We start from the raw sequence: 23,432 nt of genomic DNA on the forward strand, positions 1-23,432 counted from the left end.
GTAAATAGCTGTACTGCCAGGCTGCCGAATTAGCAGTCAGAAATGTACAGCACTGTCAACTCGTGGCTGCGAAATCGTAGCCACCACGAAGTCCAGGAGGACACACAGTGGCAAAGGCTAAGTTCGAGCGTACCAAGCCGCACGTCAACATCGGCACCATCGGTCACGTTGACCACGGTAAGACCACCACCACCGCTGCTATCACCAAGGTTTTGGCAGACGCTTACCCAGAGCTGAACGAAGCTTTCGCTTTCGATGCCATCGATAAGGCACCGGAAGAGAAAGAGCGTGGTATTACCATCAACATCTCCCACGTGGAGTACCAGACCGAGAAGCGCCACTACGCACACGTTGACGCTCCAGGTCACGCTGACTACATCAAGAACATGATCACCGGTGCTGCTCAGATGGACGGCGCAATCCTCGTTGTTGCTGCCACCGACGGCCCAATGCCTCAGACCCGTGAGCACGTTCTGCTCGCTCGCCAGGTCGGCGTTCCTTACATCCTCGTTGCTCTGAACAAGTGCGACATGGTTGATGATGAGGAAATCATCGAGCTCGTCGAGATGGAGATCCGTGAGCTGCTCGCTGAGCAGGATTACGACGAAGAGGCTCCAATCATCCACATCTCCGCACTGAAGGCTCTTGAGGGCGACGAGAAGTGGACCCAGTCCATCATCGACCTCATGCAGGCTTGCGATGATTCCATCCCAGACCCAGAGCGTGAGACCGACAAGCCATTCCTCATGCCTATCGAGGACATCTTCACCATCACCGGCCGCGGTACCGTTGTTACCGGCCGTGTTGAGCGTGGCTCCCTGAAGGTCAACGAGGACGTCGAGATCATCGGTATCCGCGAGAAGGCTACCACCACCACCGTTACCGGTATCGAGATGTTCCGTAAGCTTCTCGACTACACCGAGGCTGGCGACAACTGTGGTCTGCTTCTCCGTGGCGTTAAGCGCGAAGACGTTGAGCGTGGCCAGGTTGTTGTTAAGCCAGGCGCTTACACCCCTCACACCGAGTTCGAGGGCTCTGTCTACGTTCTGTCCAAGGACGAGGGTGGCCGCCACACCCCATTCTTCGACAACTACCGCCCACAGTTCTACTTCCGCACCACCGACGTTACCGGTGTTGTGAAGCTTCCTGAGGGCACCGAGATGGTCATGCCTGGCGACAACGTCGACATGTCCGTCACCCTGATCCAGCCTGTCGCTATGGATGAGGGCCTGCGCTTCGCTATCCGCGAGGGCTCCCGCACCGTCGGCGCTGGTCGCGTTACCAAGATCATCAAGTAATGATCAACTGCGCCTAGGCGCATAGAATTGCCGCTTCCCCACAAAGGGGAGGCGGCTTTTCTCGTATTATCGAACCTATGCTAAATCCCTACTTTCGCGACGTGATGCTCGAACAACTAACAATCGATCCCTGGCGCATCCCCGTCGTAGTGCTTTCCGCAGTGGGAACCTACATTGGCTTTTTAGCACTGGTTAAAATTTTTGGCACCCGAGTACTCGCAAAAATGACCGCTTTTGACGCAGTTGTCCTTGTCATGTTTGGGGCAGTAGCAGGCCGTGTTACCATCGGACACCCACCAACCCTTGCAGCCGGGCTCATTGGACTTTCAACCCTCATGCTGCTTGAAGCGATCTTTGGACAAATCCGGAGATTCTCGAGGTTCCAACACACCCTGAACGGCCGATCGCACGTAGTCATGGCACATGGAGAAATCATCACTGAGCAGCTGCGAAAAACGCGCCTATCTTATAGTGACGTACGACTGGCAGTGCGCAGAGCTGGTCTTGCCAGTTTGAGCCAAGTTCAGTGCATGATCCTCGAGCCCACAGGAGACCTATCGGTTATTAGAGAAGGCGTGTCGATGGATCCGGAATTACTTAAGAATGTTGCGGGTGTGGAATATATCTACCCATAGTTTCCGGTGAGGACTAACTACCTGCGGAAATTTTTAAAAAAACTTAGCAATAGTGTTGCAAAGTCGTTTTATACGTGTTTTAATAATCAAGTTGCTTTGACAGGTCGCGGTTAAGCGAGCTGGCGCAGCAACCATGACACCTTCATGGTGTGGGTTCAGAAATGGACCACACGTTAAGGATCCTTGAGGCCAAGGCGTTAAGCCTGTTCAACCTTGAGGGCCGGAGTTTGAAGGGGCATGGCAAATAAACAGCGGCAGTATACGTAAGGGTCTCGCTTATCGTGAGATAAAGTCCCTTCCGGCTTGACACTACGGGTCTTGTACCCCGTCAGGATGTTTACGGCGTTTGTTATGTGCCATCGTCCTATGAACTCCACCAAGTCGATAAGACAGTCAAGTTAAGAACTGGCGTTGCGCCCAGGTCCCCAAAGATCCGGACAACGTTATAGAGAAATATTGAAGCGATTCCCACCAATCCAAGGATGTGGGACAAGCGAGGAAGAGGATAAGCGTGGCGGGACAAAAGATCCGCATTCGGCTGAAGGCCTACGATCACGAGGCGATCGACGCTTCTGCAAAGAAGATTGTCGAGACGGTCACCCGTACCGGCGCTCGTGTTGTTGGTCCAGTGCCGTTGCCCACCGAAAAGAACGTATACGCCGTTATTCGTTCTCCCCATAAGTACAAGGATTCTCGCGAGCACTTCGAGATGCGCACGCACAAGCGCCTGATCGACATCCTCGACCCGACGCCGAAGACGGTTGACGCACTTATGCGCATCGACCTTCCGGCCAGCGTCGACGTGAATATTCAGTGATCGACGAAATTTTTGGCAGCGGAGAATAACTAATGAGTGAAACTGAGATCAAGGGCATTCTGGGCACCAAGCTCGGCATGACTCAGATCTTCGACGAGGACAACCGCGTAATTCCGGTTACCGTCGTTGAAGCTGGTCCATGTGTCGTAACCCAGATTCGCACCGTAGAGACCGATGGCTACAACGCTATCCAGATCGCATACGGCGAAATCGACCCACGCAAGGCTAACAAGCCAGCTGCGGGTCACTTTAAGAAAGCAGGCGTTACCCCCCGCCGTCACGTAGCAGAGATTCGTATGGACGATGTCTCCGGCTACGAGCTCGGCCAGGACGTGACCGTTGAGATCTTCGAAGGTATCAACTTCGTTGACGTCACCGGCACCACCAAGGGTAAGGGCTACGCCGGCGCTATGAAGCGCCACGGCTTCGCTGGCCAGGGCGCTGCCCACGGTAACCAGGCTGCACACCGCCGCGTCGGTGGCATCGGTGCCTGCGCTACCCCAGGTCGTGTCTTCAAAGGCACCCGTATGGCAGGCCGCATGGGTAGTGACCGCGTCACCACCCAGAACCTCAAGGTTCAAAAGATCGACGCAGATGCCAACCTCATCCTGATCAAGGGCGCTATCCCAGGCGTTCGCGGTGGCATCGTAACCGTTAAGACCGCAGTGAAGGGCGGTGCACACGCATGACCAATCTGAAGTTGGACGTCCTCACCGCTGAGGGCAAGACCGATGGTCAGGTCGAGCTGCCAGCAGAGATCTTCGATCGCGAAGCATCTGTGGCACTCCTCCACCAGGTCGTCAACGCACAGCTCGCTGCAAAGCGTCAGGGAACCCACTCGGCTAAGACCCGTGCAGAGGTTTCCGGTGGCGGACGTAAGCCGTTCCGCCAGAAGGGCACCGGTCGCGCACGTCAGGGCTCGATCCGCGCTCCTCACTTCACCGGTGGTGGTATTTCGCACGGCCCTAAGCCACGCGATTACAGCCAGCGCACCCCTAAGAAGATGATCAAGGCCGCTTTGTTCGGTGCTCTCACCGACCGTGCACGTCACGAGCGTATCCACGTCATCTCTGAATTGGTTGCTGGTCAGACCCCATCCACCAAGTCCGCACGCTCCTTCATCGAGCGCATCACGGATCGTCGCAACGTTCTTCTCGTTGTCGGCCGTGAGGACGTAACCGCACAGAAGAGTGCTCGTAACCTGCCAGGCGTACACATCCTGTTCGCTGACCAGTTGAACACCTACGACGTTCTGTACTCGGACGACGTTGTGTTCTCCGTCGAGGCTCTGAACACCTTCATTAACCGCGCTTCCGGTGCGGCTCAGGAGGAGAAGTAATGGCTAAGATCGCAGACCCCCGTGACATCATTCTCGCCCCGGTCGTCTCTGAGAAGTCTTATGGCCTGATGGAGCAGAACACCTACGCGTTCTTCGTTGCTCCAACTGCTAACAAGACAGAGATCAAGATCGCCATCGAGCAGATCTTCGGCGTTAAGGTTGACTCCGTTAACACCGCTAACCGTGCAGGCAAGCGCAAGCGCTCCCGCACCGGTTACGGCGTTCGTAAGGCAACCAAGCGCGCCTACGTGACGCTTCGAGAGGGCAGCGACGCTATCGACATCTTCGGCGGAAACGCCGCGTAAGGGTCGAGGTAAGGACACATTATGGCTATTCGTAAGTACAAGCCGACAACCCCGGGTCGCCGCCAGAGCTCCGTTTCCATGTTCGAGGAGATCACTCGCTCGACTCCGGAAAAGTCTTTGGTACGCCCCCTTCCTAAGAAGGGTGGCCGTAACGTACACGGCCACATCACCGTTCGCCACAAGGGTGGTGGACACAAACGCCAGTACCGTCTGATCGACTTCCGTCGTAACGACAAGGACGGCATCCCAGCCAAGGTCGCACACATCGAGTACGACCCAAACCGTACCGCTAACATCGCGCTGCTCCACTACGTGGACGGCGAGAAGCGCTACATCATCGCTCCTAAGGGCCTCCAGCAGGGTCAGATGATTGAGTCCGGTGTTAACGCAGACATCAAGGTTGGCAACAACCTCCCACTGCGTAGCATCCCTGCCGGTACCACCATCCACTGCGTAGAGCTCAAGCCAGGTGCAGGTGCAAAGTTGGCTCGTTCCGCTGGTGCTTCCATCCAGTTGCTCGGTAAGGCTGGCAAGTACGCGGTTCTGCGTATGCCTTCCTCCGAAATCCGCCGCGTCGACATCCGCTGCCGCGCAACCGTTGGTGAGGTCGGCAACGCTGACCAGATCAACATCCGTTGGGGCAAGGCTGGCCGTATGCGCTGGAAGGGCGTTCGCCCAACCGTCCGTGGTGTCGTTATGAACCCGGTCGACCACCCACACGGTGGTGGTGAAGGTAAGACCTCTGGTGGTCGTCATCCTGTTTCCCCATGGGGCAAGAAGGAAGGCCGCACCCGTAACCCTAACCGTTACAGCAACAACATGATCGTGCAGCGCCGCCGCACGAACAAGAGCAAGAAGCGCTAAGAGGAGGAAAACTTAGATGCCACGCAGCCTAAAGAAGGGCCCGTTCGTCGATGAGCACCTCCTCAACAAGGTCGACGCTCAGAACGAAAAGGGCACCAAGCAGGTCATCAAGACCTGGTCCCGCCGTTCCACCATTCTCCCAGACTTCATTGGACACACCTTCGCCGTTCACGACGGTCGCAAGCACGTTCCAGTGTTCGTGGACGACTCCATGGTCGGCCACAAGCTTGGTGAGTTTGCTCCAACCAAGACCTTCAAGGGTCACATCAAGGACGACAAGAAGGGACGTCGATAAGCGATGAGTGAAGCAATCACCTCCGCACGCGCAACCGCGCGCTTCGTCCGTGTCTCCCCAATGAAGGCACGTCGCGTGATCGATTTGGTCCGCGGCAAGTCCGTTGAGGAAGCACTCGCAATTCTGAAGTACGCCCCACAGGCAGCTTCCGAGCCAGTAGCAAAGGTTGTAGCTTCCGCTGCAGCTAACGCCGAAAACAACTTCGGCTTGGATCGCCGCTCCCTGGTTGTCTCCGAGGCATTCGCCGACGAGGGCCCAACCATGCGTCGTTTCAGTCCACGCGCTCAGGGTCGTGCTTTCCAGATCCGCAAGCGCACCAGCCACATCACCATCGTGGTTGAGAGCCAGAAGGAAGGGGCCAAGTAGTGGGCCAGAAAATCCATCCTCACGGCCTACGTCTGGGCATTACTTCCGACTGGAAGTCCCACTGGTACGCCGACAAGAACTACGCTGAGTACCTCGCTGAAGACATCCGTGTTCGTGAGTACTTGGTAAAGACCCTCGACCGTGCAGGTATCGCCGATGTTGTCATCGAGCGCACCCGCGAGCGCGTTCGCGTCGACATTCACACCGCCCGCCCGGGCATCGTGATCGGCCGCCGCGGCTCTGAGGCTGACCGCCTCCGCACCTCGCTGGAGAAGCTCACCGGCAAGCAGGTCGCCCTCAACATCCTCGAGGTCAAGAACATTGATGCAAACGCTCAGCTGGTGGCACAGTCCATCGCCGAGCAGCTGACCAACCGTGTGGCATTCCGCCGTGCAATGCGCAAGGCAATCCAGGGCGCTATGCGTCAGCCACAGGTCAAGGGCATCAAGGTTGTGTGCTCCGGTCGTCTTGGCGGTGCCGAGATGTCCCGCACCGAGCGCTACCACGAGGGTCGCGTTCCACTTCACACCCTCCGCGCCGAGATCGACTACGGCACCTACGAGGCTCACACCACCTTCGGCCGCATTGGCGTTAAGGTGTGGATCTACAAGGGTGATGTCGTCGGTGGTCGTCGTGAGAGCGAGATCAACGCACCAGCAGAGCGTCGCGGCCGCGGCGACCGCAACGGACGTCCACGTCGTGGCGGTCAGCGTCGTCAGCGCTCTGAGCAGAAGCAGGAGGGCTAAGAAATGCTTATCCCTAAGCGCGTAAAGTACCGTCGTCAGCACCGCCCTCACCGTAGCGGCGTTTCTAAGGGCGGTAACCGCATCACTTTCGGTGACTACGGCATCCAGGCTCTCGAGCCTGCCTACATCACCAACCGTCAGATCGAATCTGCACGTATTGCCATTAACCGCCACGTCAAGCGTGGTGGCAAAGTGTGGATCAACATCTTCCCGGACCGTCCATTGACCCAGAAGCCACTCGGCGTTCGTATGGGTTCCGGTAAGGGTCCAGTTGAGAAGTGGGTTGCCAACGTCAAGCCAGGTCGCATCCTCTTCGAGATGAGCTTCCCTAACGAGGAAGTTGCTCTTGAAGCACTGCGTCGTGCAGGCCAGAAGCTCCCTTGCAAGGTTCGTATCGTTAAGAAGGAGGACCAGTTCTAATGGCTAACGGTACCCCCGCACACGAGCTTCGCGAGCTGAACGCCGAGGAGCTTAAGACCCGTCTGACCGAGGCTAAGGAAGAGCTGTTCAACCTGCGATTCCAGGCCGCAACCGGTCAGTTGACCAACAATCGCCGCCTTCGCACGGTCAAGCGCGACATCGCCCGCATCTACACGGTTATTCGCGAGCGTGAGCTGGGCCTGTCCGAGGTTCCGGGAGCTGAGGCTTAAACATGAGTGAGGCAAACGTGAACAAAAAGGAAAAGGGCGCACGCAAGGTCCGCACCGGCTACGTGGTTTCTGACAAGATGCAGAAGACCATCGTCGTCGAGCTCGAGGACCGCAAGTCCCACGCAAAGTACGGCAAGACCATTCGTACCAACTCGAAGGTCAAGGCTCACGATGAGAAGGAAATCGCCGGCATCGGTGACCTCGTTCGCATCGAAGAGACCCGCCCACTGTCTAAGGACAAGCACTTCCGTCTCGTCGAGATCGTGGAGAAGGCAAAGTAATTTGCTGCTCTACTGTCACTGAGACAGAAAAGAACCCCCAGACCTGCCTTTATGGTGAGTCTGGGGGTTTTGCTATGCCGCAAAATTCTATTTAATGAACAATGTTATACTTTTGGAATCTAGATTGATTCCCTCACCTCGCTTTTTAAATACAAGGACAAGGCGCGCACGTGGTTAAAAAAAATTGTTATCCCCGCATCGATTGCGGCACTGGTAGCACTCGGCGGCGGGGCTACTTACTTTCTCACAGCAGGATCCAGTGATCCGGTGGTTGGAGCTAGCGACTACGCAGTGGTGGAAAAGAAGGAAGTCTCACAGTCGATTAACCTTTCTGGCACACTTGGCCCTAAGCGTGATGTGGTGTTGGCTTCCAAGCTGACTGGCCCAGTGGAGGCCTTGAACGTGAAGGTGGGGGACCGTATCGAGACAGGCCAGGTGTTGGCCCAGATCAATACGGATAATGAGCGTGGTGAGCTGAACGCTAACTATGCGCAGCAGGCTCAGAATTATGCGCAGTCGATGGCAGCTGTGGAGCAGGCCCAGTTGCAGTACCAACAGACATGGGATGCGTTGCATCAAGGCCTCAATGGTGAGGTTAACGGCGCTGAGAATGCGTTGCATGCTGCAGATCATGAGTATGCGGAGGCAAAGAAGCTTTTTGAGGATTCGCTGCATAACCGTAACGCAGGTATTGATGACGCTCTTAAGGCGCAGGCGAATGCTGTGAACTCTGCGCGCGATGGTGTAGAAACCGCATCTCTGGATGCGGTGCGTGCAAGTTTCAATGCTCTCGGTACTGCGCTGAATGGTGCATCAGAGGATGCTACGGATACGGCCCAGAAGCTGCAGCAGCAGCAAGCTTCCAAGTTGAACACACAGGCTATTGAGCAGGGGATTGCGGCCGTCGATAGTGTTAATCGCGCCCGCCAAGCGTGGGATGCGTTGAACCGCGAGCAGAAGAACTACGAAGACGCATTGGTCAAGGTGGATCAGTCATTGGCGACGCAGCAGCGTGCGGTGGCAAAGGCTTTCGCTGCGCGTAACGACGCCGCCCGCGGCCTCGAAACAGCACGTTTGCAGGCGAACAACCAGTTAGCTACTCAAAGCCAGGCCGTGGATCAGGCGATTCGGGCAGCGGATGCGGGTAACGCGGTTGCAGCGGTGTCGAACCGAAAGTTGGAGCTTTCTATCGGTGAGGCGTCGGTACGAGCTCCGATTCGTGGCGTGGTGACATCTGTGACTGGTCAAGTAGGCAAGCCTGTAGAAGGTGCGTTGCTGACCATCGCGGACGATACAGACATGCTGGTGCGTGGCACGGTGTCGGAGGCAGACGTTGCGAAAATCAAGGTAGGCAACGAGGTAACTTTTACCACTCCGGCTACCGGAACTAAACAGTTCAAAGGCCGCGTGAGTGCGGTATCGACCGCTGCAGAATCTAACGCTGGGGAACCGGAGAAAAAAACCAAGAAGGCTCAGTTCCCGATCGAGATCACGGTATCTGGTGACCGCGACGGCCTGCTGTTGGGTGGCTCCGGCAAAGCCAAGATTGTGACCGCTAAATCAAAGCCTGGACTAGCTGTTCCGAAGGAAGCCGTGTTTGAAGAAGACGGCACCTCTTATGTGCTTGCCATCGACGGTTCTGACGAGGGCACGAAGGTTCTTAAGAAAGTGGCAGTGACTGTTGGTAAGGGCAATGACTTTGAGACCACTGTGGAATCGAAGGATCTCAAGGCTCAAGACCTCGTGATTAAGGCTCCTGACCTGTATAAGAATTATGAGGGCGTTTCGGTGTCCGTCGATAAGCGCTAGTGCGGAGGTCAGTGCAATGGCAGAGCAACTGATCAAGATGCGCGGGATTGTTAAGCGCTTTAACATCGGGCAACCTGGCGAATTGCAGGTGCTGCATGGCTGCGATTTCGACGTCACGGAAGGTGAATTTGTTTCCGTGGTGGGTACGTCTGGCTCGGGTAAATCCACGTTGATGAATATCGTGGGGCTTCTCGACCGCCCAACCGCCGGCAGCTACCTTTTTAACGGCGTGAATGTGCTGGAAAGCAACGACGATGAGCTTTCGCGCTACCGCAGTAAGAGTATTGGATTTGTGTTTCAGAACTTCAACCTCATCGGGCGTATCGACGCCCTGAAAAACGTTGAGCTGCCCATGATGTACGCCGGTGTGAACCGTAAAGAACGGCAAACACGGGCGGAGGAGCTTTTGGAGCTTGTCGGTATGGCCGATCGTATGCGCCACCAGCCCAATGAGCTTTCCGGTGGACAAAAGCAACGTGTTGCCATCGCGCGCGCATTAGCGAACGACCCGCACCTTGTGCTTGCCGACGAACCCACCGGTGCCCTTGATACTGCCACCGGCAGGGTAGTGATGGACCTGTTTCATACGCTTAATCAAGAACATGGGAAGACCATTGTGTTTATTACCCACAACCCCGAGCTAGCTGCCGAAACTACTCGGGTAGCTACTATGCGTGACGGCATGTTTGTTGACGAAGATATCTTTCACTTTCATACGACGGGGCAACAATGAGCGTTCTTGAATCAGTTTCTTTAGCCCTTGGAAGCCTTCGCACCAACAAGATGCGATCAGCTCTGACACTGCTGGGCGTGATTATCGGCATCGCCTCAGTCATTGCCATCTTGACGCTAGGACATGCGCTGAAAACCCAAACCACAAGCGGTTTGGAAGGCATTGGCATCAACGACTACAACGCTGACGTTCGTGAGCGAACCCCTGAAGGCGAACCCGAACCAGAAGGCTTTAATTTTGGCCCACCTGTAACCGAACCCGATGCTCTGATCACACCAGAGATGATCGATGACCTCCGCTCGCAATTTGGGCCGGATATCTCCGAGATACAAGTCGGTGGATATGGCGGAACACCAGCAACTGCAAGCACCGACCTTGATGCAAATAAAGAGCTCAAGGGCGTTGTCCGAGGAATCAACGTGGACTACCAACGCACCAAAAGCGTGAAAATCGGATGGGGAAGAGAAATCACCGATGAGGACATCGACGGTGACCGTCCAGTGGCTGTTGTTCCTGAAAAGCTTGCGACTTCATTCTACGGTAGCGATCCCGCAGCAGCGCTGGGCAACAGCGTGACAATAGAAACTGACTTTGGTACTGCAGATTTTCAGATCGTGGGAGTGACAAAGAAGCCCGAAGAAAAAGGCGGTCTTTTAAGTTTTTCTGATAATGAAGTAGAAATTCTTGTACCTTACCCTTCCGAAGCTAAGGTCGCAGAGATCTCGGGTGTATTCCCTGGGATTAGTATTCGGCTTGCTAGCCCCACAGGAGGTTCGCAAACAGAACGTAATGAGCATGATGCTCAAGTGAAAAAGCGACTACAGGCATTTTTTGATGAGCGTTACCAAGACAATAAAGACTATAAGGTCAAGGTGACAGATCAGAAGCAGGACTTAGCATCGGTGAATAAGATTTTGACGTCGATTAGCGCGGCTATTGCGGCAATCGGTGGAATCTCACTGCTGGTTGGTGGTATTGGCGTTATGAACATCATGCTGATTACCGTGACCGAACGCACCAGAGAAATTGGTGTGCGTAAAGCCTTGGGTGCTACGCGCCGCGACATCCGCCTGCAGTTCGTTGTTGAGGCCATGATCGTGTGCCTGATGGGTGGCTTGCTGGGCGTGATATTCGGTGGGGCAGTAGGCATGCTCGGTGCGAAATTGATGGGAGAATTTGTCTTCCCACCACTAAGCGGCATTGTTATTTCGTTGGTGTTCTCCTTGGCCATTGGCCTGTTCTTTGGTTCTTACCCCGCAGGCAAAGCTGCCAAGCTCAACCCTATTGAGGCTCTTCGCTACGAATAGTTGAGAAGCGGGGTGGGGTTGTGGTTAAATGTTCAGGTTGCCTGCATTGGTCGATCGTTAGTGTGTTAGTTTCCGGACACAGCGATCGAAACCCCTCGACAATCGTTCGTTGAAGAGTGCTGGCCTCATGTACATAGACCGCGTGTGTCAGTTCGGAAATCTGCCACACATTCGATCCAGGTCAGGAGACCCATAGTGATTCAGCAGGAATCGCGTCTGCGGGTTGCCGATAACACCGGTGCACGAGAGATTCTGTGCATCCGCGTTCTCGGTGGCTCCACCCGACGTTTTGCTGGCATTGGCGACGTCATCGTCGCTACCGTCAAGGAAGCTACCCCAGGTGGCAACGTTAAGGCTGGCGAAGTCGTTAAGGCTGTTATCGTCCGTGCAAAGAAGGAAACCCGTCGTCCAGACGGTTCCTACATCAAGTTCGATGAAAACGCTGCTGTTTTGATCAAGAACGACAACGAGCCACGTGGTACCCGTATCTTCGGCCCAGTTGCTCGCGAGCTTCGTGACAAGAAGTTCATGAAGATCGTTTCTCTCGCACCGGAGGTGATCTAGTTATGAAGATCCACAAGGGCGATATGGTTCTCGTGATCTCCGGCCCAGACAAGGGTGCTAAGGGTAAAGTCATTCAGGCTTTCCCTAAGACCGAAAAGGTCTTGGTTGAGGGCGTTAACCGCATCAAGAAGCACGTTGCTAACTCTGCTCCAGAGCGCGGCGCTGAGTCTGGCGGAATCGTCACCCAGGAAGCTCCAATCCACGTTTCTAACGTCATGGTTTTGGACTCCGACGGCAATCCGACCCGCGTTGGCTACCGCTTCGATGAGAACGGCAAGAAGGTCCGTATCTCGCGTCGTAACGGGAAGGACATCTAATCATGAGCGAGAACTACACTCCACGTCTGAAGACCCGCTACCGCGAAGAGATCCGCACCAAGCTCAACGATGAGTTCTCCTACGAGAACGTCATGCAGATCCCTGGTGTTGTCAAGGTTGTTGTCAACATGGGTGTCGGCGACGCTGCTCGTGACTCCAAGCTGATCAACGGCGCACTTGAGGACCTCACCTTGATCACCGGTCAGAAGCCAGAGCTTCGCCGTGCCAAGAAGTCCATCGCTAACTTCAAGCTCCGTGAAGGCATGCCAATCGGTGCTCGCGTTACCCTTCGTGGCGACCGCATGTGGGAGTTCCTGGATCGTTTGCTGACCGTCGCACTGCCACGTATTCGTGACTTCCGTGGCCTGTCTGACCAGCAGTTCGATGGTCACGGTAACTACACGTTCGGCCTCTCCGAGCAAACCATGTTCTACGAAATCGACGTTGACAAGATCGATCGCCCACGCGGTATGGACATCACCGTCGTTACCACCGCTACCAACAACGAGGAAGGCCGCGCATTGCTTCGCGAGCTCGGCTTCCCATTCAAGAAGGCTGACGCCTAATTAGTTCGTAGCAGTAACGTGAAACCCCCTTCTTCGGAAGGGGGTTTTCTCGTACTCAGACGGTGTGGCGCTGCTACTTGTACCTAGTTTTCTGTTTCATGGCGCAGGAATACGCACGGGGGGTACCCAACACGGGTACATAGGCTAGGGGGTATCAAATACCTGCAAAACTTCCGTGATTTGCATGTATTTTGCGCTGTTATTTCCACTAAATGGAGTGCTGAATTTAATTAGTTATTAAAACTGTCAATTAATTGATAGTCGAAATTGGTGACCTAAATCTACAGCTTCAATCGCGCTATAGAAATTATTATTATGAATTACGATGTATTGAATAAATATGGAAAGGAAAAGTAAATGGCGCTTGAACTGTAGTTATAGGGTTTATAAGTTATTAAAAGTGACCTAACGCGATTCATAAAAAGCAAAGTGATTCTAATTACACTGCGAACTAAGGCTTTCAAGTTTCCCATAGCGTGAGAAATCAGTTACGCTCGCTTATGTAATGCCAAGGACATTGAGACTCGGTTTGTAATCTGTATCACTGGCTTTTCGAAAGTGATATTTATATGCATTCTTCACCGCTTTAGCGGGGGTGAAAAGTTGCTTACAATGTGGGTTTATGTTGGAAATGGTGGGGTGAACTGCCGTTTTCTAGTCAAGGTCGTTGGTTTGTGCTTCGAGAGAGAACGGAAGAACTATCGTGTCTCAGATTGTTTCCCACTCAGCATCTGCTGGGGTCCGCGATGGTGTAGCACCATCAGAATCACCTGCCTCATCTAGCGCGCCTTCTTGGCGTAAAACCGACACCGTATGGAGCTTGAGCCTCTTCGGCACAGCCATCGGTGCGGGCGTATTGTTCCTCCCCATCAACGCCGGTATCGGCGGAATCATCCCCATGCTCGTCATGGCCGTCGTTGCGTACCCGATGGCCCACTGGGCACACCGAGGTCTTACTCGTTTCATCCTTTCAGCATCCAAGGAAGACGCAGACCTAACGGACGTCGTCGATGAGCACTTCGGCCACAAGGCCGGCGCATTCATCACCGTCTTGTACTTTTTGTCGGTCTACCCGATCTTGTTGGTCTACTCAGTTACTATCACCAACACCGTGAACTCCTTCTTGGAAAACCAGCTGGGAATCACCCCGCTGCCACGCTGGTTGATGTCGCTCATCTTGGTCGGCGGACTTATCTTCGTAGTCAGCCTCGGTCGCACGGTGATCGTCAAGGCCATGTCGGTTTTGGTATTCCCCTTCATCGCCATCTTGGTTGTGCTCTCTGTTTACTTGATCCCTAAGTGGAACACCGCACTATTCCAGACCTTCGACCTGCGCACTTCAGCTGAGGCTTCCGGTCATAGCATCTGGGTTACCCTGCTGCTTCTCGTCCCAGTGATGGTCTTCTCCTTCAACCACTCACCAATCATTTCCTCTTTCGCCCAAGAAAAGCGTGCTGAGTACGGTCAGTGGGCTGACTACAAGACCGGTCGCATTCTTAGCGCCGCCCAGATCTTGATGGTCGTTGTGGTTATGTTCTTTGTGTTCTCTTGCGCATTGAGCTTGTCGCCAGCCGACCTCGCTGCTGCTAAAGAACAAAACATCACCATCTTGTCCTACTTGGCTAATCACTTTGATAACCCTGTGATTCAGTGGGCTGCTCCCATTATTGCCATGATCGCTGTGGCAAAGTCCTTCCTTGGCCACTACCTCGGTGCTGCTGAAGGTTTCCAAGGCTTGATTGCTTCGGGTGCTGCTTCTAAGGGCAAGACTGTTGATACTCAAAGCCGTGCGCTGGTGCTGGGCACTCTCGCCTTCATGCTGATCTCTTCGTGGCTGGTGGCATGGCTGAACCCATCCATCCTCGGAATGATCGAGACGATGTGTGGTCCTACAATCGCCATCCTGCTCTTCCTGATGCCTATGTACGCCATCCATAAGGTTCCGGCATTGGCTAAGTACCGTGGTCGTATTTCGAACTACTTGGTCTTCGGCATGGGCCTGTTGGCACTATGCACCATCGTCTACAGCATCATCCAGGCTTTCTAGAGTTCGGGTTAAGGAGCGTACATCATGTTCATCAGCTGCTTCGATATGTTCAAGATTGGTATCGGCCCATCGAGCTCTCACACGCTTGGCCCTATGAAGGCTGGCAAGGCGTTCGTCGATACGCTTGAAGAGCGTGACCTGCTTGATCGAGTCACCCGCGTGCGTGCCGACGTCTACGGCTCACTGTCGCTGACCGGCATCGGCCACGCGACCGACAAGGCCATCATCATGGGCTTGGCAGGATTCGAGCCAGAAACCGTGGACATCGACGCCATGCCAGGATTCCTCGAAATCGTCGCCTCCTTGCAACGCCTTGCACTAGCAGGCGGGAAGAAGACGGTGGACTTCAGCCGAACCGAAGGCATCGTCTTCCACAACACCTGCCTGCAACTGCACGAAAACGGCATGACCATCACCGCATTTGAAGGCGACGAGGTCTTGTTGATCAAGGCATATTTCTCCATCGGCGGCGGCTTTATCGTCGATAAAGAGCACTTTGGCCTACCTGTCGAAGACACCGCCGTAGTACCTTTCCCTTACAACACCGCCGAGGAAGTGCTCGCACACTGCGATCGCGAGGGGATGAGCATTCCAGAGTTCGCATGGCGCAATGAGGTTGCGGCAAACGGTGAAGAAGCCGTGCGCGAACACCTAGCTAAGGTATGGAAAGTCATGCAAAGCGGCATCGAGCGTGGTTCCTCAGCAGAAGGAATCCTGCCAGGTGACCTACGAGTACCACGCCGTGCCAAGGCACTTCGTGAGCGCCTCGAAGCCACCAGCGAAAATGAACCGCTACGCATGATGAGCTGGCTTAACATGTTCGCCATGGCCGTCAACGAGGAAAATGCCTCCGGTGGCCGTGTAGTGACCTCGCCTACAAACGGTGCCTGCGGCGTTCTTCCTGCTGTGTTGTCCTACTGGGATCGATTGGTCAAACCAGTTGGTGAGCAAGACGTGATTGACTACCTGCTGACCTGCGGCGTGGTGGGCGCTTTGTACAAGAAGAACGCCTCCATCTCAGGTGCTGAGGTCGGTTGCCAAGGTGAGGTCGGCGTGGCCTGCTCAATGGCAGCGGCTGGTATTGCACAACTCATGGGAGCAACTCCTGCGCAGGCTTTCGCCGCAGCGGAGATCGCCATGGAACATAATTTGGGTCTTACCTGTGATCCAGTGTGCGGCCAAGTCCAAGTTCCTTGCATCGAACGCAATGCAATTGCTGCTGTGACCTCGGTTAATGCGGCAAATATGTCGCTACAGCGTGGTTCTACCCCTACCGTGTCGCTGGATCAGGTTATCCAGACGATGTACCAAACCGGTAAGGATATGGACTCCAAATACCGTGAGACGTCCCTTGGTGGCCTCGCTAAAGTCTTAATGCCACGACTTATGCCGTGTAGCTGATAAATCCCCTGCTGCCGATTGCCTCATCATGAGGTGGTCGGCAGTTTTCCCATATCCCACTTTCAAGGAGTATTCCTTATGATTTCACGCAGAAGTTTCCTCGGCGCATGCGCTCTTGCTTCAGTGGCAGGTGCGGTGCAGGCATGCAGCAACAAAGCCGGCAGCGCAGGTGCGCGTAACGACGCCTCCGGTCACCTCATCGTGCTCGGCACCGGTGGCACGATCGCATGCACCAACGTCGATGGAGCACTGGTGCCCACCGTCTCCGGAGAAGAACTCGTCGTAGGAGTATACGACACCTTCGACAAAGACAAACTCAGCATCGATGTCCGCCAAGTATCTCAGCTCGACTCCTCGGCAATGACTCTCAAAGACACCGACATGATTATCACCGAGGTGCTCAAAGCCGTAAAAGAAGACGGCGTGACCGGTGTGATCGTCACCCACGGCACCGACTCCATGGAAGAATCAGCCATCGCCGTAGACACCTTCCTCGACTCCGACGTACCCGTCGTATTCACCGGCTCCATGCTGCCTTTCGACGACCCCAAAACCGATGGCCCAGCCAACCTCTTGCTCGCAGTTCGCACCGCTACCGCCCCCGAAAACCGCGGCAAAGGCGCGTTTATTGCCTTCGGTGAAAAGACACTTCGTGCCCGTGGCGCCTACAAATCCAACGCCAATAGCGTGGACGGATTTGATAGCAACGCCGACAACGAGCTCACCCGTCCTGCAGCATTGGCCTACAAACCCCTAGAACACCAGCGCGTTGACATCATCGCCGCCTACCCAGGCGCACCTCGCGCGCTTGTCGACGCCTCCCTCGCCAGCGGCGCCAAAGCCCTGGTCATCGAAGGCATGGGTGCCGGCAACGTAGGCGGTGACATCGCCCTCGCTATCTCCGACGCCTTGGACAAGAAAATCCCCGTAGTGATGTCCACGCGTGTCGACGCCGGCCGCGTCGAAGGCACCTACGGCGGTGCCGGCGGTGGCGCAACACTTGCCGCCAAAGGCGTGATTGGTGCAGACATCCTGCGCGCCGGACAGTCACGAATCCTACTGGCCTGCGCATTAGCAACGAAGACAGACCCCGCAGCTCTATTTTAATCGGTGTTAGAGAGCATCCAACGGTTATATCCGCCAGCTAAGCTCATCAAATTGGTCGTTCCAGCACGGGTAAGCAAAATACCAGCCCGTGCTGAACGTACTCCAGCGGCACAATATAATACTGCTCCAGACGGCACTAATGCCTGTGCTGCATCGATGTCCTTTTCTATCAGCGACAGTGGAACAATCTGGGCACCGGGAATAACACCAAGAGCAGTTTCCGCAGGCTCACGGACGTCGATAAGCGCGCTAAACGACGCTTCGGATAACGACGATATTTCAGTCACCGCTGGCATATGGCGTGGGATAGATTCTTTGACGGCCCGTTTCACATCTGGATTAGCCGTGATCGGTATATATTCCCATCTGCCAGTTAAACCATCGAAGTACCCAATGGAGCCAACGAGGGGAGTACCAATATCAGCGATCAACTTGATCGCTTCCAACGCCATTGCGGAACCAATGGTGCCAACAAGAGGTCCCAAAACTCCTGCTTCCGCACAATTAGGGACATCTCCTGGAAGTGGTGGTTGAGGAAACACATCCTCGTAAATAGGGCCGGATAGTGCATTAAAGACACTCATCTGAGCGTCGAAACCAAGAATTGACCCCCACACATGTGGAATACCTAAACGCACGGCAGTGCTGCTGACCACATAGCGAGTATCAAAATTATCAGAACCGTCGACAATAACATCGACATCGCGACACACATCTATACAGCTTGGCCACGAAAACCGACTATTGATCGCAGTTACCTCACACTCAGGGTTGAGATCCTTTAAACGTAAAGCTGCAGATTCAACCTTCGGGCGTCCTACAGAACCACTGGAATGAAGAATTTGCCTTTGTAAATTAGAAAGATCCACAACATCGTCGTCGACAATAGTCAGACGGCCTACCCCAGCTGCTGCAAGGTAAAGCGCGACTGGTGAACCTAAGCCACCTGCTCCTACACATAACACATGGGCATTGCTTAACGACTGCTGTCCCTGGATCCCAAACCCCGCTAAGGAAACTTGTCGCGAGTATCGTGGGTTATCTGCTACTAACATCAGACCCCGACCCACTGGGTAGATCCATCCGCCATAAGCTGTTCCTTCCAAATAGGGACGTGGGCTTTGACTGCATCAGCGATAGCACTTGCCGCAGAAAAAGCTGCTTGTCGATGCGCTGCAGCTGCAATAACAATGAACGCAGCCTCACCCACCTGCAATTTGCCAACTCGATGTGCCGCCCACACACGTGCATCAGGATGATTTTTAATCTGCTCTGCTAAGACTTTATGCAGTTCAGCTTCTGCAGTGGGATGGGCAGAATACGTCAAGTGTTTTACTCGTTGGCCGCCGTCATGATCGCGCACGATTCCATCAAACGTGACCACCGCCCCCATAGCGTCGGTAAAAACTTGTGAGCGGGCGTTGTGTACCAATGCTTCCAATGGTTCCTCAGTGATAAAACCGTCAATAATCTTGCCCACTTGTGCTTGAACATAATCAGGGTCGGGGCCGGAATGAGAACAACAGTGATGGTGCTGTTGAGATTCGTGATGAGTGGGATTGCCTGCGACGAGGTTCATGATATGAGAAATAAGCGGGTCAAGCACCGCAACCCCGTCTCGACATCCACCTCGTGATCCCGGAAGAGTCATAACAAAGGTTTTATCTGCATGAATTCCGGCGACACAACGGCTTACAACCGCAGTATCAATAGACTCAAGACCCTTATTCCAAAACGCTTGAGCAATGCCCGGCAACATTGTGTCGATATACGGCAACACTGCTTCCACTGTGCGGTCATCAGAGGTAATCCCCGTGCCACCAGTAGTCAGCAGCACATCGGGAAGGTTTTCCGATTGAGCAAAGATCTTTGCAACAGCCGCAGCGATGTCAGCATCAGCAACGACGATTGGCTCGGGGGTGGAAAAACCACGTTCTTGGAGCCATGTTCTTAAAAGCGGCCCAGAAGTATCCTCATATTCACCTGCGGCAGCGCGTGTAGAGGCAACAAGGACAAGACCCCGTAAGTTCTGAGTGGATGAGTGTGAATGAGACATAACAGATTCCTTGAAACATAAATTCTGTGTGCTTTGCGATTAGCCCGATACTGAAACATTAAGGCACACTGGAGTAATGGAAATACATTATTATGCTGTGGCACGAGCAGCCCGAGGCGAAGAGATTGATAATGTTGATATTGCTCAATATCCAGACATGAAAACGCTCGCTGATCTAGTTGGATATTTAACGCGACAATATGGAGAATTGTGCGCTGGTGGAGTTAACTTAGGGTACGTTCTCCAACGTTCCACCTTTCTCACAGATGGCCAATCCGCGCATCATGACACGAATATCCGTAAAACGCAACGCGTAGACATTCTCCCACCTTTTGCTGGTGGATAACACCCGAGATGATATCGAATACAAAGTCATGATTCTACAATTTTTATAGCCATGGTTTTTATGCTACAAAATACAGTTTGATTCACCGCTAAATCTAAAGACCGCGCAGAAATAGTGGTCAGCGGAACCCGTATTTTAGCCGCATTCTCCACGGCGAGGGTTACCACAGTAACCGCACCATGCGAGGTCATGCCCAAAATTGTGGACACAAAATGATTCTGCGCAGAAGAGACAGCATCCGGTTGATTCCGTGTTGTAAGAGTGACAGCATCAGGGGAGAACAGCGCCTTAGCCTCAGCGTGAACGTTGATCTTTGCGGAAGTAACCCCTTGTAGCGTAATCGTGCCTATGGCCAAGGTCGCAATGGTGTTGTCTACTGCTAAAACCTGCCCTGATATCACATTAACCCCAGCAAATTCAGCAACAAACTCATGAGCAGGTTCTGCTAAAACCTTATCGGTCGGACCAGCCGCGATCGCTATGCCTTGATCCACAACAACGATAGTGCTGGCGATCGCTGATACATCAAATGGATCATGGGATACTACTAAACACGTACGATCATGTGCAGCTGCTTGCAAAAAGCTACGCCACATATGTGCTTGTGCGATATCAATAGCTGCCAAGGGCTCATCAAGTAATAAGACTCGTGGGCGTGCTGCGAGGGCTCGTACCAGACCTACCTGGGCAGCTTGGCCACCGGAGAGATTGCAACAACGTACCGACCCCAATCGGCGCAGACCCGCAGCAGTAAGCAGCTCCATAGCATGATGACGATCGCGAGTAGCCATAGTTACAGCCCCCAAGACCGTGGACTGTGGAGGCAAACTCGGCGACTGCGTCAACATCACGATAGATCGTTTCTGCGGCGACATATCAGACAATACTGTGGTGCCCTCTGAGAGCTCTGCTCCTTGAAGTTTTCCAGAGATCAAACCTAAAAGAGTGGTTTTACCTGATCCGTTGGGACCGATAATCGCCGTTGTTTCTTGAGGTTGGAAAGAAACCGTGGTTCGGTTGGTTTTTAGCAACAGAGGCGAGGACAAACTCGTCGAAGGGCGACTTAGTTCTCGTAATCGTGGAATGTCGATGGGATCAATAGCCACGAGATCAGGTGACTTTTTACGCGTAGTAAAAAGAAATGTGCAGCACACTGATATTAATAGTGCACCCAGTGCACACAATATGAGAATTGCGGCGAGAGCATAGGCTGCCTCAGGGTTTATTTCGCGTTCTAAATAGATCCCGATCGGCATCGTACGAGTTGTCCCAGGAAGCGACCCTGCGAAAGTTAGGGTAGTACCGAATTCCCCTAAAGATCGTGCGTAGGCTAAACCCGCTCCGGTACTGATAGCAGGGATTAATGTTGGGAAGATAATCTTGCGTATGATCTCAAAATAGGACATCCCGATACTGGTAGCTGAATATATAACTTCCTTATTTAACTGGCGAAATGCCGAATCTACAGCGACCACCACAAAAGGTAATGAAATAAAAACGTGGGACGCTACGACTCCGGAAAATGTAAACGCAAATTCGATATTGAATATCTCTAAAACTGGTGCAAAAATCCCTCGTCTGCCAATAGCTGCTGATAATGCTAAACCAGCGACAACAGGGGGTAAGGCTAGAGGCAAGAAAACTAGAAGACGAATAACCGTACCGCCACGTTTAAAACCGGATATTGCCAATGCCAAGGGCACGCCCACGGAAACAGAAATAATCGTCGACCATATGGCGGAGCTCAATGAGATTGCCAACAACTGTTGAGTATCAGGTAACCGGAGTAATCGAGGGATGTCTGTGATGTTAATGCGATACCAGATGGATACTAGCGGCACGATAATGATGGCTACGCCGATTACTGCGAGAACAAGTATGGGTGCGGGCATTTTGATTACCGCAGAATGTGGATTAGTAATTGTCTTGTTCATCTGGTCCTATTTTTCATTTCATGGCGATATGTGGATGCATTATCAGCCAACGGAATAAGAGGGTGCGTGGTGAGTGTAGCGACTGACTACCTAACGCTATGGTGCTCTACGCATATAAAAAGGAGTAATGCATGACGAGCCCCGTATGCATTACTCCTTTTGCCCAAAGGTTAGTTTTAAGCGCCTGTCCAACCTGCTTCATCAGTAGGCTGATGCTTATCGTGCTGGACTGGAGACCACGCTACGTGTTGTTTGGAAGGTTGCGTGGTGATATCGCGAGAACGATAGACAACGTACGGACGGTTGACATAACCAACCGGCGCCGAGAACGCGTGAACTAGACGAGTAAAAGGCCATACAGCTAGCAGTGTGAAACCGGAAAGCACGTGTACTTTAAACTGCCATGGAACATCCACCATCAGATCCGGTAGGGGATTGAAAATAAACAGCTGACGTAACCATGGAGAGATCGTTTCACGATAATCGTAGCCGTGAGGGCCACCGAATACCTGCGTAGAAACAGTTGCGATGAATCCAGACAAAATTGCTAGTGTAAGGAGAATATACATCGCCTTATCTGATTTAGTCGTGGAAAGATACACCGTCCGGTTACGCACCCTGCGGTAGATCAAGCCGAGAAGACCTAACACAGCAGCGATTCCTGCAATAGCACCTGGGATGGTGGCAATGAGGTGGTAGGCATGGTCATTAATTCCGATGGCGCGAGTCCATGATTTTGGAAAAGCTAGCCCCATAATGTGTCCCACAATGACGAACATCATTCCGTAATGGAATAGTGGGGATGACAGTCGAAGTAACGTGGACTCGTAAATTTGAGTTGATCGTGTGGTCCACCCAAATTGATCGGTTCGCCACCGCCATGAGATTCCGACGGCGAAAGCTGCGATGGCAAGCCATGGGAAAGCAACCCATAAAAACATGTCGTAGCTATGCATGTGATTTTATCCTTAAACGTTGGTAGCTAACGGGAATGGCAGTGGTGTTTCAATACCGATTAGTTCCGTAGGTGGGCCCGAGGTGATCAGATCGACGAAGTTTGCTCGCGTCTGCTCATCAATCTCGGGGAGTGCAGCACAGACCGCTTGAATAATCGATGCGTACACTGAACCCGAATGCTCAAGAGCAACCCGCAATACTTCAATCCCATCGCGGTGCGCCGCTAGCATATCGGTCGCTACTTGATGAGCTTTGCCTGCAGCTTTGGCTGCAACCTCGAGAACAACACAGAGATGGTCAGGCAGTTCCTCACGATCCAAGAAAAAGCCTAGGGTCTCTAGTGCTTCTTGGAAAGCCAAGATAGCCGCACCCCGTTGCCGAGTGTCCCCGACAGCATAGTAAGAAAGATACAGTGAGCAGCGACGCCGTTGATCAAAACACTCCACGTAGTGCTCCTCCATACCACGCTGGTTGAGAGCACCAGCGTGGGTGAGGAAAGAATCGAATAATGGCTTTATCGATGAAGGCAGCGATGCACATTCATCTGCGACCGCACGGCAAATGCTGTCCCATCGCTCATCTGGGTAGTCCAGCAGCAGGGAAGCAGCCATGAAAACTGTCCGTCGCTGTTCATCTGACATAACTACCCGATGAGTAGGAGTAGGCACGACACCGGTGTGAGTACGCATGCC

28 protein-coding genes are annotated in these 23,432 nt (G+C 53.5%); 23 read left to right on the forward strand and 5 right to left on the reverse strand.

The annotated features are described in order from the left end of the window. The first annotated feature begins 107 nt into the window (after positions 1-107). From tuf to AT687_RS02015, 22 genes are all read left to right on the forward strand, one after another. Positions 108-1,298, forward strand: coding sequence for an elongation factor Tu (gene tuf, locus AT687_RS01910; protein ID WP_004566712.1), 1,191 nt, complete (start codon positions 108-110; stop codon positions 1,296-1,298). 77 nt (positions 1,299-1,375) lie between these two features. Next, a complete protein-coding gene (locus tag AT687_RS01915) occupies positions 1,376-1,933 on the forward strand; it encodes a DUF421 domain-containing protein (RefSeq protein ID WP_014318650.1) in 558 nt (185 codons plus the stop codon). A gap of 511 nt (positions 1,934-2,444) precedes the next feature. Then, on the forward strand, positions 2,445-2,750 hold the full coding sequence (gene rpsJ / locus AT687_RS01920; RefSeq protein WP_003848085.1) for a 30S ribosomal protein S10: 306 nt from the start codon (positions 2,445-2,447) through the stop codon (positions 2,748-2,750). 32 nt (positions 2,751-2,782) lie between these two features. Continuing rightward, positions 2,783-3,439 carry a 50S ribosomal protein L3 gene (gene rplC, locus AT687_RS01925; RefSeq protein ID WP_004566722.1) on the forward strand — a complete coding sequence of 219 codons (657 nt, stop codon included), beginning with the start codon at positions 2,783-2,785 and terminating at the stop codon, positions 3,437-3,439. Further along, positions 3,436-4,089, forward strand: a complete 654-nt coding sequence (rplD, locus tag AT687_RS01930) for a 50S ribosomal protein L4 (RefSeq protein WP_010934329.1) — start codon at positions 3,436-3,438, stop codon at positions 4,087-4,089. Before rplC ends, rplD begins: the two co-directional genes overlap by 4 nt. Further along, positions 4,089-4,394, forward strand: a complete 306-nt coding sequence (gene rplW, locus AT687_RS01935; RefSeq protein WP_004566725.1) for a 50S ribosomal protein L23 — start codon at positions 4,089-4,091, stop codon at positions 4,392-4,394. Before rplD ends, rplW begins: the two co-directional genes overlap by 1 nt. 21 nt (positions 4,395-4,415) lie before the next feature. After that, positions 4,416-5,258, forward strand: coding sequence for a 50S ribosomal protein L2 (gene rplB / locus AT687_RS01940; RefSeq protein WP_014318651.1), 843 nt, complete (start codon positions 4,416-4,418; stop codon positions 5,256-5,258). A gap of 16 nt (positions 5,259-5,274) precedes the next feature. Then, positions 5,275-5,553: a 30S ribosomal protein S19 gene (gene rpsS, locus AT687_RS01945; protein WP_004566728.1), complete on the forward strand. Its 279-nt coding sequence runs from the start codon at positions 5,275-5,277 to the stop codon at positions 5,551-5,553. Between the two features lie 3 nt (positions 5,554-5,556). Then, positions 5,557-5,919: a 50S ribosomal protein L22 gene (gene rplV, locus AT687_RS01950; RefSeq protein WP_004566729.1), complete on the forward strand. Its 363-nt coding sequence runs from the start codon at positions 5,557-5,559 to the stop codon at positions 5,917-5,919. After that, positions 5,919-6,665 (forward strand): 30S ribosomal protein S3, encoded by a 747-nt coding sequence (gene rpsC / locus AT687_RS01955; RefSeq protein ID WP_004566730.1) that lies wholly within the window; start codon positions 5,919-5,921, stop codon positions 6,663-6,665. The genes rplV and rpsC overlap by 1 nt, the downstream gene beginning before the upstream one ends. 3 nt (positions 6,666-6,668) lie before the next feature. Then, entirely contained in the window at positions 6,669-7,085 is a 417-nt protein-coding gene (gene rplP, locus AT687_RS01960) for a 50S ribosomal protein L16 (protein WP_004566732.1), read from the forward strand. Continuing rightward, positions 7,085-7,315 carry a 50S ribosomal protein L29 gene (gene rpmC, locus AT687_RS01965; protein ID WP_004566751.1) on the forward strand — a complete coding sequence of 77 codons (231 nt, stop codon included), beginning with the start codon at positions 7,085-7,087 and terminating at the stop codon, positions 7,313-7,315. Before rplP ends, rpmC begins: the two co-directional genes overlap by 1 nt. 2 nt (positions 7,316-7,317) lie before the next feature. After that, positions 7,318-7,596: a 30S ribosomal protein S17 gene (gene rpsQ / locus AT687_RS01970; RefSeq protein WP_004566753.1), complete on the forward strand. Its 279-nt coding sequence runs from the start codon at positions 7,318-7,320 to the stop codon at positions 7,594-7,596. A gap of 210 nt (positions 7,597-7,806) precedes the next feature. Then, on the forward strand, positions 7,807-9,405 hold the full coding sequence (locus AT687_RS01975) for an HlyD family efflux transporter periplasmic adaptor subunit (protein ID WP_047928633.1): 1,599 nt from the start codon (positions 7,807-7,809) through the stop codon (positions 9,403-9,405). 16 nt (positions 9,406-9,421) lie between these two features. After that, positions 9,422-10,138 carry an ABC transporter ATP-binding protein gene (locus AT687_RS01980; protein WP_014318652.1) on the forward strand — a complete coding sequence of 239 codons (717 nt, stop codon included), beginning with the start codon at positions 9,422-9,424 and terminating at the stop codon, positions 10,136-10,138. Further along, a complete protein-coding gene (locus tag AT687_RS01985; protein WP_004566760.1) occupies positions 10,135-11,445 on the forward strand; it encodes an ABC transporter permease in 1,311 nt (436 codons plus the stop codon). Before AT687_RS01980 ends, AT687_RS01985 begins: the two co-directional genes overlap by 4 nt. 195 nt (positions 11,446-11,640) lie before the next feature. Beyond that, entirely contained in the window at positions 11,641-12,009 is a 369-nt protein-coding gene (gene rplN / locus AT687_RS01990; protein ID WP_004566763.1) for a 50S ribosomal protein L14, read from the forward strand. Positions 12,010-12,011: 2 nt separating this feature from the next. Further along, on the forward strand, positions 12,012-12,326 hold the full coding sequence (gene rplX / locus AT687_RS01995; protein ID WP_004566765.1) for a 50S ribosomal protein L24: 315 nt from the start codon (positions 12,012-12,014) through the stop codon (positions 12,324-12,326). A 2-nt stretch (positions 12,327-12,328) separates the two neighbouring features. After that, positions 12,329-12,892 (forward strand): 50S ribosomal protein L5, encoded by a 564-nt coding sequence (gene rplE, locus AT687_RS02000; protein WP_004566766.1) that lies wholly within the window; start codon positions 12,329-12,331, stop codon positions 12,890-12,892. Positions 12,893-13,595: 703 nt separating this feature from the next. Further along, a complete protein-coding gene (locus AT687_RS02005; RefSeq protein ID WP_014301420.1) occupies positions 13,596-14,939 on the forward strand; it encodes a serine/threonine transporter in 1,344 nt (447 codons plus the stop codon). Between the two features lie 24 nt (positions 14,940-14,963). Next, the gene (locus AT687_RS02010) at positions 14,964-16,340 is read left to right on the forward strand and encodes an L-serine ammonia-lyase (RefSeq protein WP_014318653.1); all 1,377 of its coding nucleotides are present in this window, start codon (positions 14,964-14,966) and stop codon (positions 16,338-16,340) included. A 78-nt stretch (positions 16,341-16,418) separates the two neighbouring features. Next, positions 16,419-17,447, forward strand: a complete 1,029-nt coding sequence (locus AT687_RS02015) for an asparaginase (RefSeq protein WP_014318654.1) — start codon at positions 16,419-16,421, stop codon at positions 17,445-17,447. Here the strand turns inward: AT687_RS02015 and AT687_RS02020 are convergent. Both AT687_RS02020 and AT687_RS13375 read right to left on the reverse strand, forming a co-directional pair. Beyond that, a complete protein-coding gene (locus AT687_RS02020) occupies positions 17,444-18,502 on the reverse strand; it encodes a ThiF family adenylyltransferase (protein WP_014318655.1) in 1,059 nt (352 codons plus the stop codon). The genes AT687_RS02015 and AT687_RS02020 overlap by 4 nt on opposite strands. Beyond that, positions 18,502-19,503 (reverse strand): molybdenum cofactor biosynthesis protein MoaE, encoded by a 1,002-nt coding sequence (locus AT687_RS13375; RefSeq protein WP_014318656.1) that lies wholly within the window; start codon positions 19,501-19,503, stop codon positions 18,502-18,504. The genes AT687_RS02020 and AT687_RS13375 overlap by 1 nt, the downstream gene beginning before the upstream one ends. Positions 19,504-19,579: 76 nt before the next feature. On the opposite strand from AT687_RS13375, the gene AT687_RS02030 reads away from it, so the two are divergent. Beyond that, positions 19,580-19,849 carry a MoaD/ThiS family protein gene (locus tag AT687_RS02030; protein WP_014318657.1) on the forward strand — a complete coding sequence of 90 codons (270 nt, stop codon included), beginning with the start codon at positions 19,580-19,582 and terminating at the stop codon, positions 19,847-19,849. 26 nt (positions 19,850-19,875) lie between these two features. On the opposite strand, the gene AT687_RS02035 is transcribed toward AT687_RS02030, so the two are convergent. From AT687_RS02035 to narJ, 3 genes are all read right to left on the reverse strand, one after another. After that, entirely contained in the window at positions 19,876-21,783 is a 1,908-nt protein-coding gene (locus AT687_RS02035) for an ATP-binding cassette domain-containing protein (RefSeq protein WP_014318658.1), read from the reverse strand. A 176-nt stretch (positions 21,784-21,959) separates the two neighbouring features. Further along, a complete protein-coding gene (narI, locus tag AT687_RS02040; protein ID WP_014302921.1) occupies positions 21,960-22,739 on the reverse strand; it encodes a respiratory nitrate reductase subunit gamma in 780 nt (259 codons plus the stop codon). A 12-nt stretch (positions 22,740-22,751) separates the two neighbouring features. Then, positions 22,752-23,429: a nitrate reductase molybdenum cofactor assembly chaperone gene (gene narJ, locus AT687_RS02045; RefSeq protein ID WP_014318659.1), complete on the reverse strand. Its 678-nt coding sequence runs from the start codon at positions 23,427-23,429 to the stop codon at positions 22,752-22,754. Between the last annotated feature and the right edge of the window lie 3 nt (positions 23,430-23,432).

It is taken from the genome of Corynebacterium diphtheriae, from assembly GCF_001457455.1.
GTDB lineage: Bacteria > Actinomycetota > Actinomycetes > Mycobacteriales > Mycobacteriaceae > Corynebacterium > Corynebacterium diphtheriae.

What these genes read in the sequence shown, in the direction of transcription:
- AT687_RS01915 (WP_014318650.1), top strand. Translation starts at nt 1,376, where the DNA reads ATGCTAAATCCCTACTTTCGCGACGTGATGCTCGAACAACTAACAATC.
- rplC (WP_004566722.1), top strand. Translation starts at nt 2,783, where the DNA reads ATGAGTGAAACTGAGATCAAGGGCATTCTGGGCACCAAGCTCGGCATG.
- rplD (WP_010934329.1), top strand. Translation starts at nt 3,436, where the DNA reads ATGACCAATCTGAAGTTGGACGTCCTCACCGCTGAGGGCAAGACCGAT.
- rplW (WP_004566725.1), top strand. Translation starts at nt 4,089, where the DNA reads ATGGCTAAGATCGCAGACCCCCGTGACATCATTCTCGCCCCGGTCGTC.
- rplB (WP_014318651.1), top strand. Translation starts at nt 4,416, where the DNA reads ATGGCTATTCGTAAGTACAAGCCGACAACCCCGGGTCGCCGCCAGAGC.
- rpsS (WP_004566728.1), top strand. Translation starts at nt 5,275, where the DNA reads ATGCCACGCAGCCTAAAGAAGGGCCCGTTCGTCGATGAGCACCTCCTC.
- rplV (WP_004566729.1), top strand. Translation starts at nt 5,557, where the DNA reads ATGAGTGAAGCAATCACCTCCGCACGCGCAACCGCGCGCTTCGTCCGT.
- rplP (WP_004566732.1), top strand. Translation starts at nt 6,669, where the DNA reads ATGCTTATCCCTAAGCGCGTAAAGTACCGTCGTCAGCACCGCCCTCAC.
- rpmC (WP_004566751.1), top strand. Translation starts at nt 7,085, where the DNA reads ATGGCTAACGGTACCCCCGCACACGAGCTTCGCGAGCTGAACGCCGAG.
- rpsQ (WP_004566753.1), top strand. Translation starts at nt 7,318, where the DNA reads ATGAGTGAGGCAAACGTGAACAAAAAGGAAAAGGGCGCACGCAAGGTC.
- AT687_RS01980 (WP_014318652.1), top strand. Translation starts at nt 9,422, where the DNA reads ATGGCAGAGCAACTGATCAAGATGCGCGGGATTGTTAAGCGCTTTAAC.
- AT687_RS01985 (WP_004566760.1), top strand. Translation starts at nt 10,135, where the DNA reads ATGAGCGTTCTTGAATCAGTTTCTTTAGCCCTTGGAAGCCTTCGCACC.
- rplX (WP_004566765.1), top strand. Translation starts at nt 12,012, where the DNA reads ATGAAGATCCACAAGGGCGATATGGTTCTCGTGATCTCCGGCCCAGAC.
- rplE (WP_004566766.1), top strand. Translation starts at nt 12,329, where the DNA reads ATGAGCGAGAACTACACTCCACGTCTGAAGACCCGCTACCGCGAAGAG.
- AT687_RS02010 (WP_014318653.1), top strand. Translation starts at nt 14,964, where the DNA reads ATGTTCATCAGCTGCTTCGATATGTTCAAGATTGGTATCGGCCCATCG.
- AT687_RS02015 (WP_014318654.1), top strand. Translation starts at nt 16,419, where the DNA reads ATGATTTCACGCAGAAGTTTCCTCGGCGCATGCGCTCTTGCTTCAGTG.
- AT687_RS02020 (WP_014318655.1), bottom strand. Translation starts at nt 18,502, where the DNA reads ATGTTAGTAGCAGATAACCCACGATACTCGCGACAAGTTTCCTTAGCG.
- AT687_RS13375 (WP_014318656.1), bottom strand. Translation starts at nt 19,503, where the DNA reads ATGTCTCATTCACACTCATCCACTCAGAACTTACGGGGTCTTGTCCTT.
- AT687_RS02030 (WP_014318657.1), top strand. Translation starts at nt 19,580, where the DNA reads ATGGAAATACATTATTATGCTGTGGCACGAGCAGCCCGAGGCGAAGAG.
- AT687_RS02035 (WP_014318658.1), bottom strand. Translation starts at nt 21,783, where the DNA reads ATGAACAAGACAATTACTAATCCACATTCTGCGGTAATCAAAATGCCC.
- narI (WP_014302921.1), bottom strand. Translation starts at nt 22,739, where the DNA reads ATGCATAGCTACGACATGTTTTTATGGGTTGCTTTCCCATGGCTTGCC.
- narJ (WP_014318659.1), bottom strand. Translation starts at nt 23,429, where the DNA reads ATGCGTACTCACACCGGTGTCGTGCCTACTCCTACTCATCGGGTAGTT.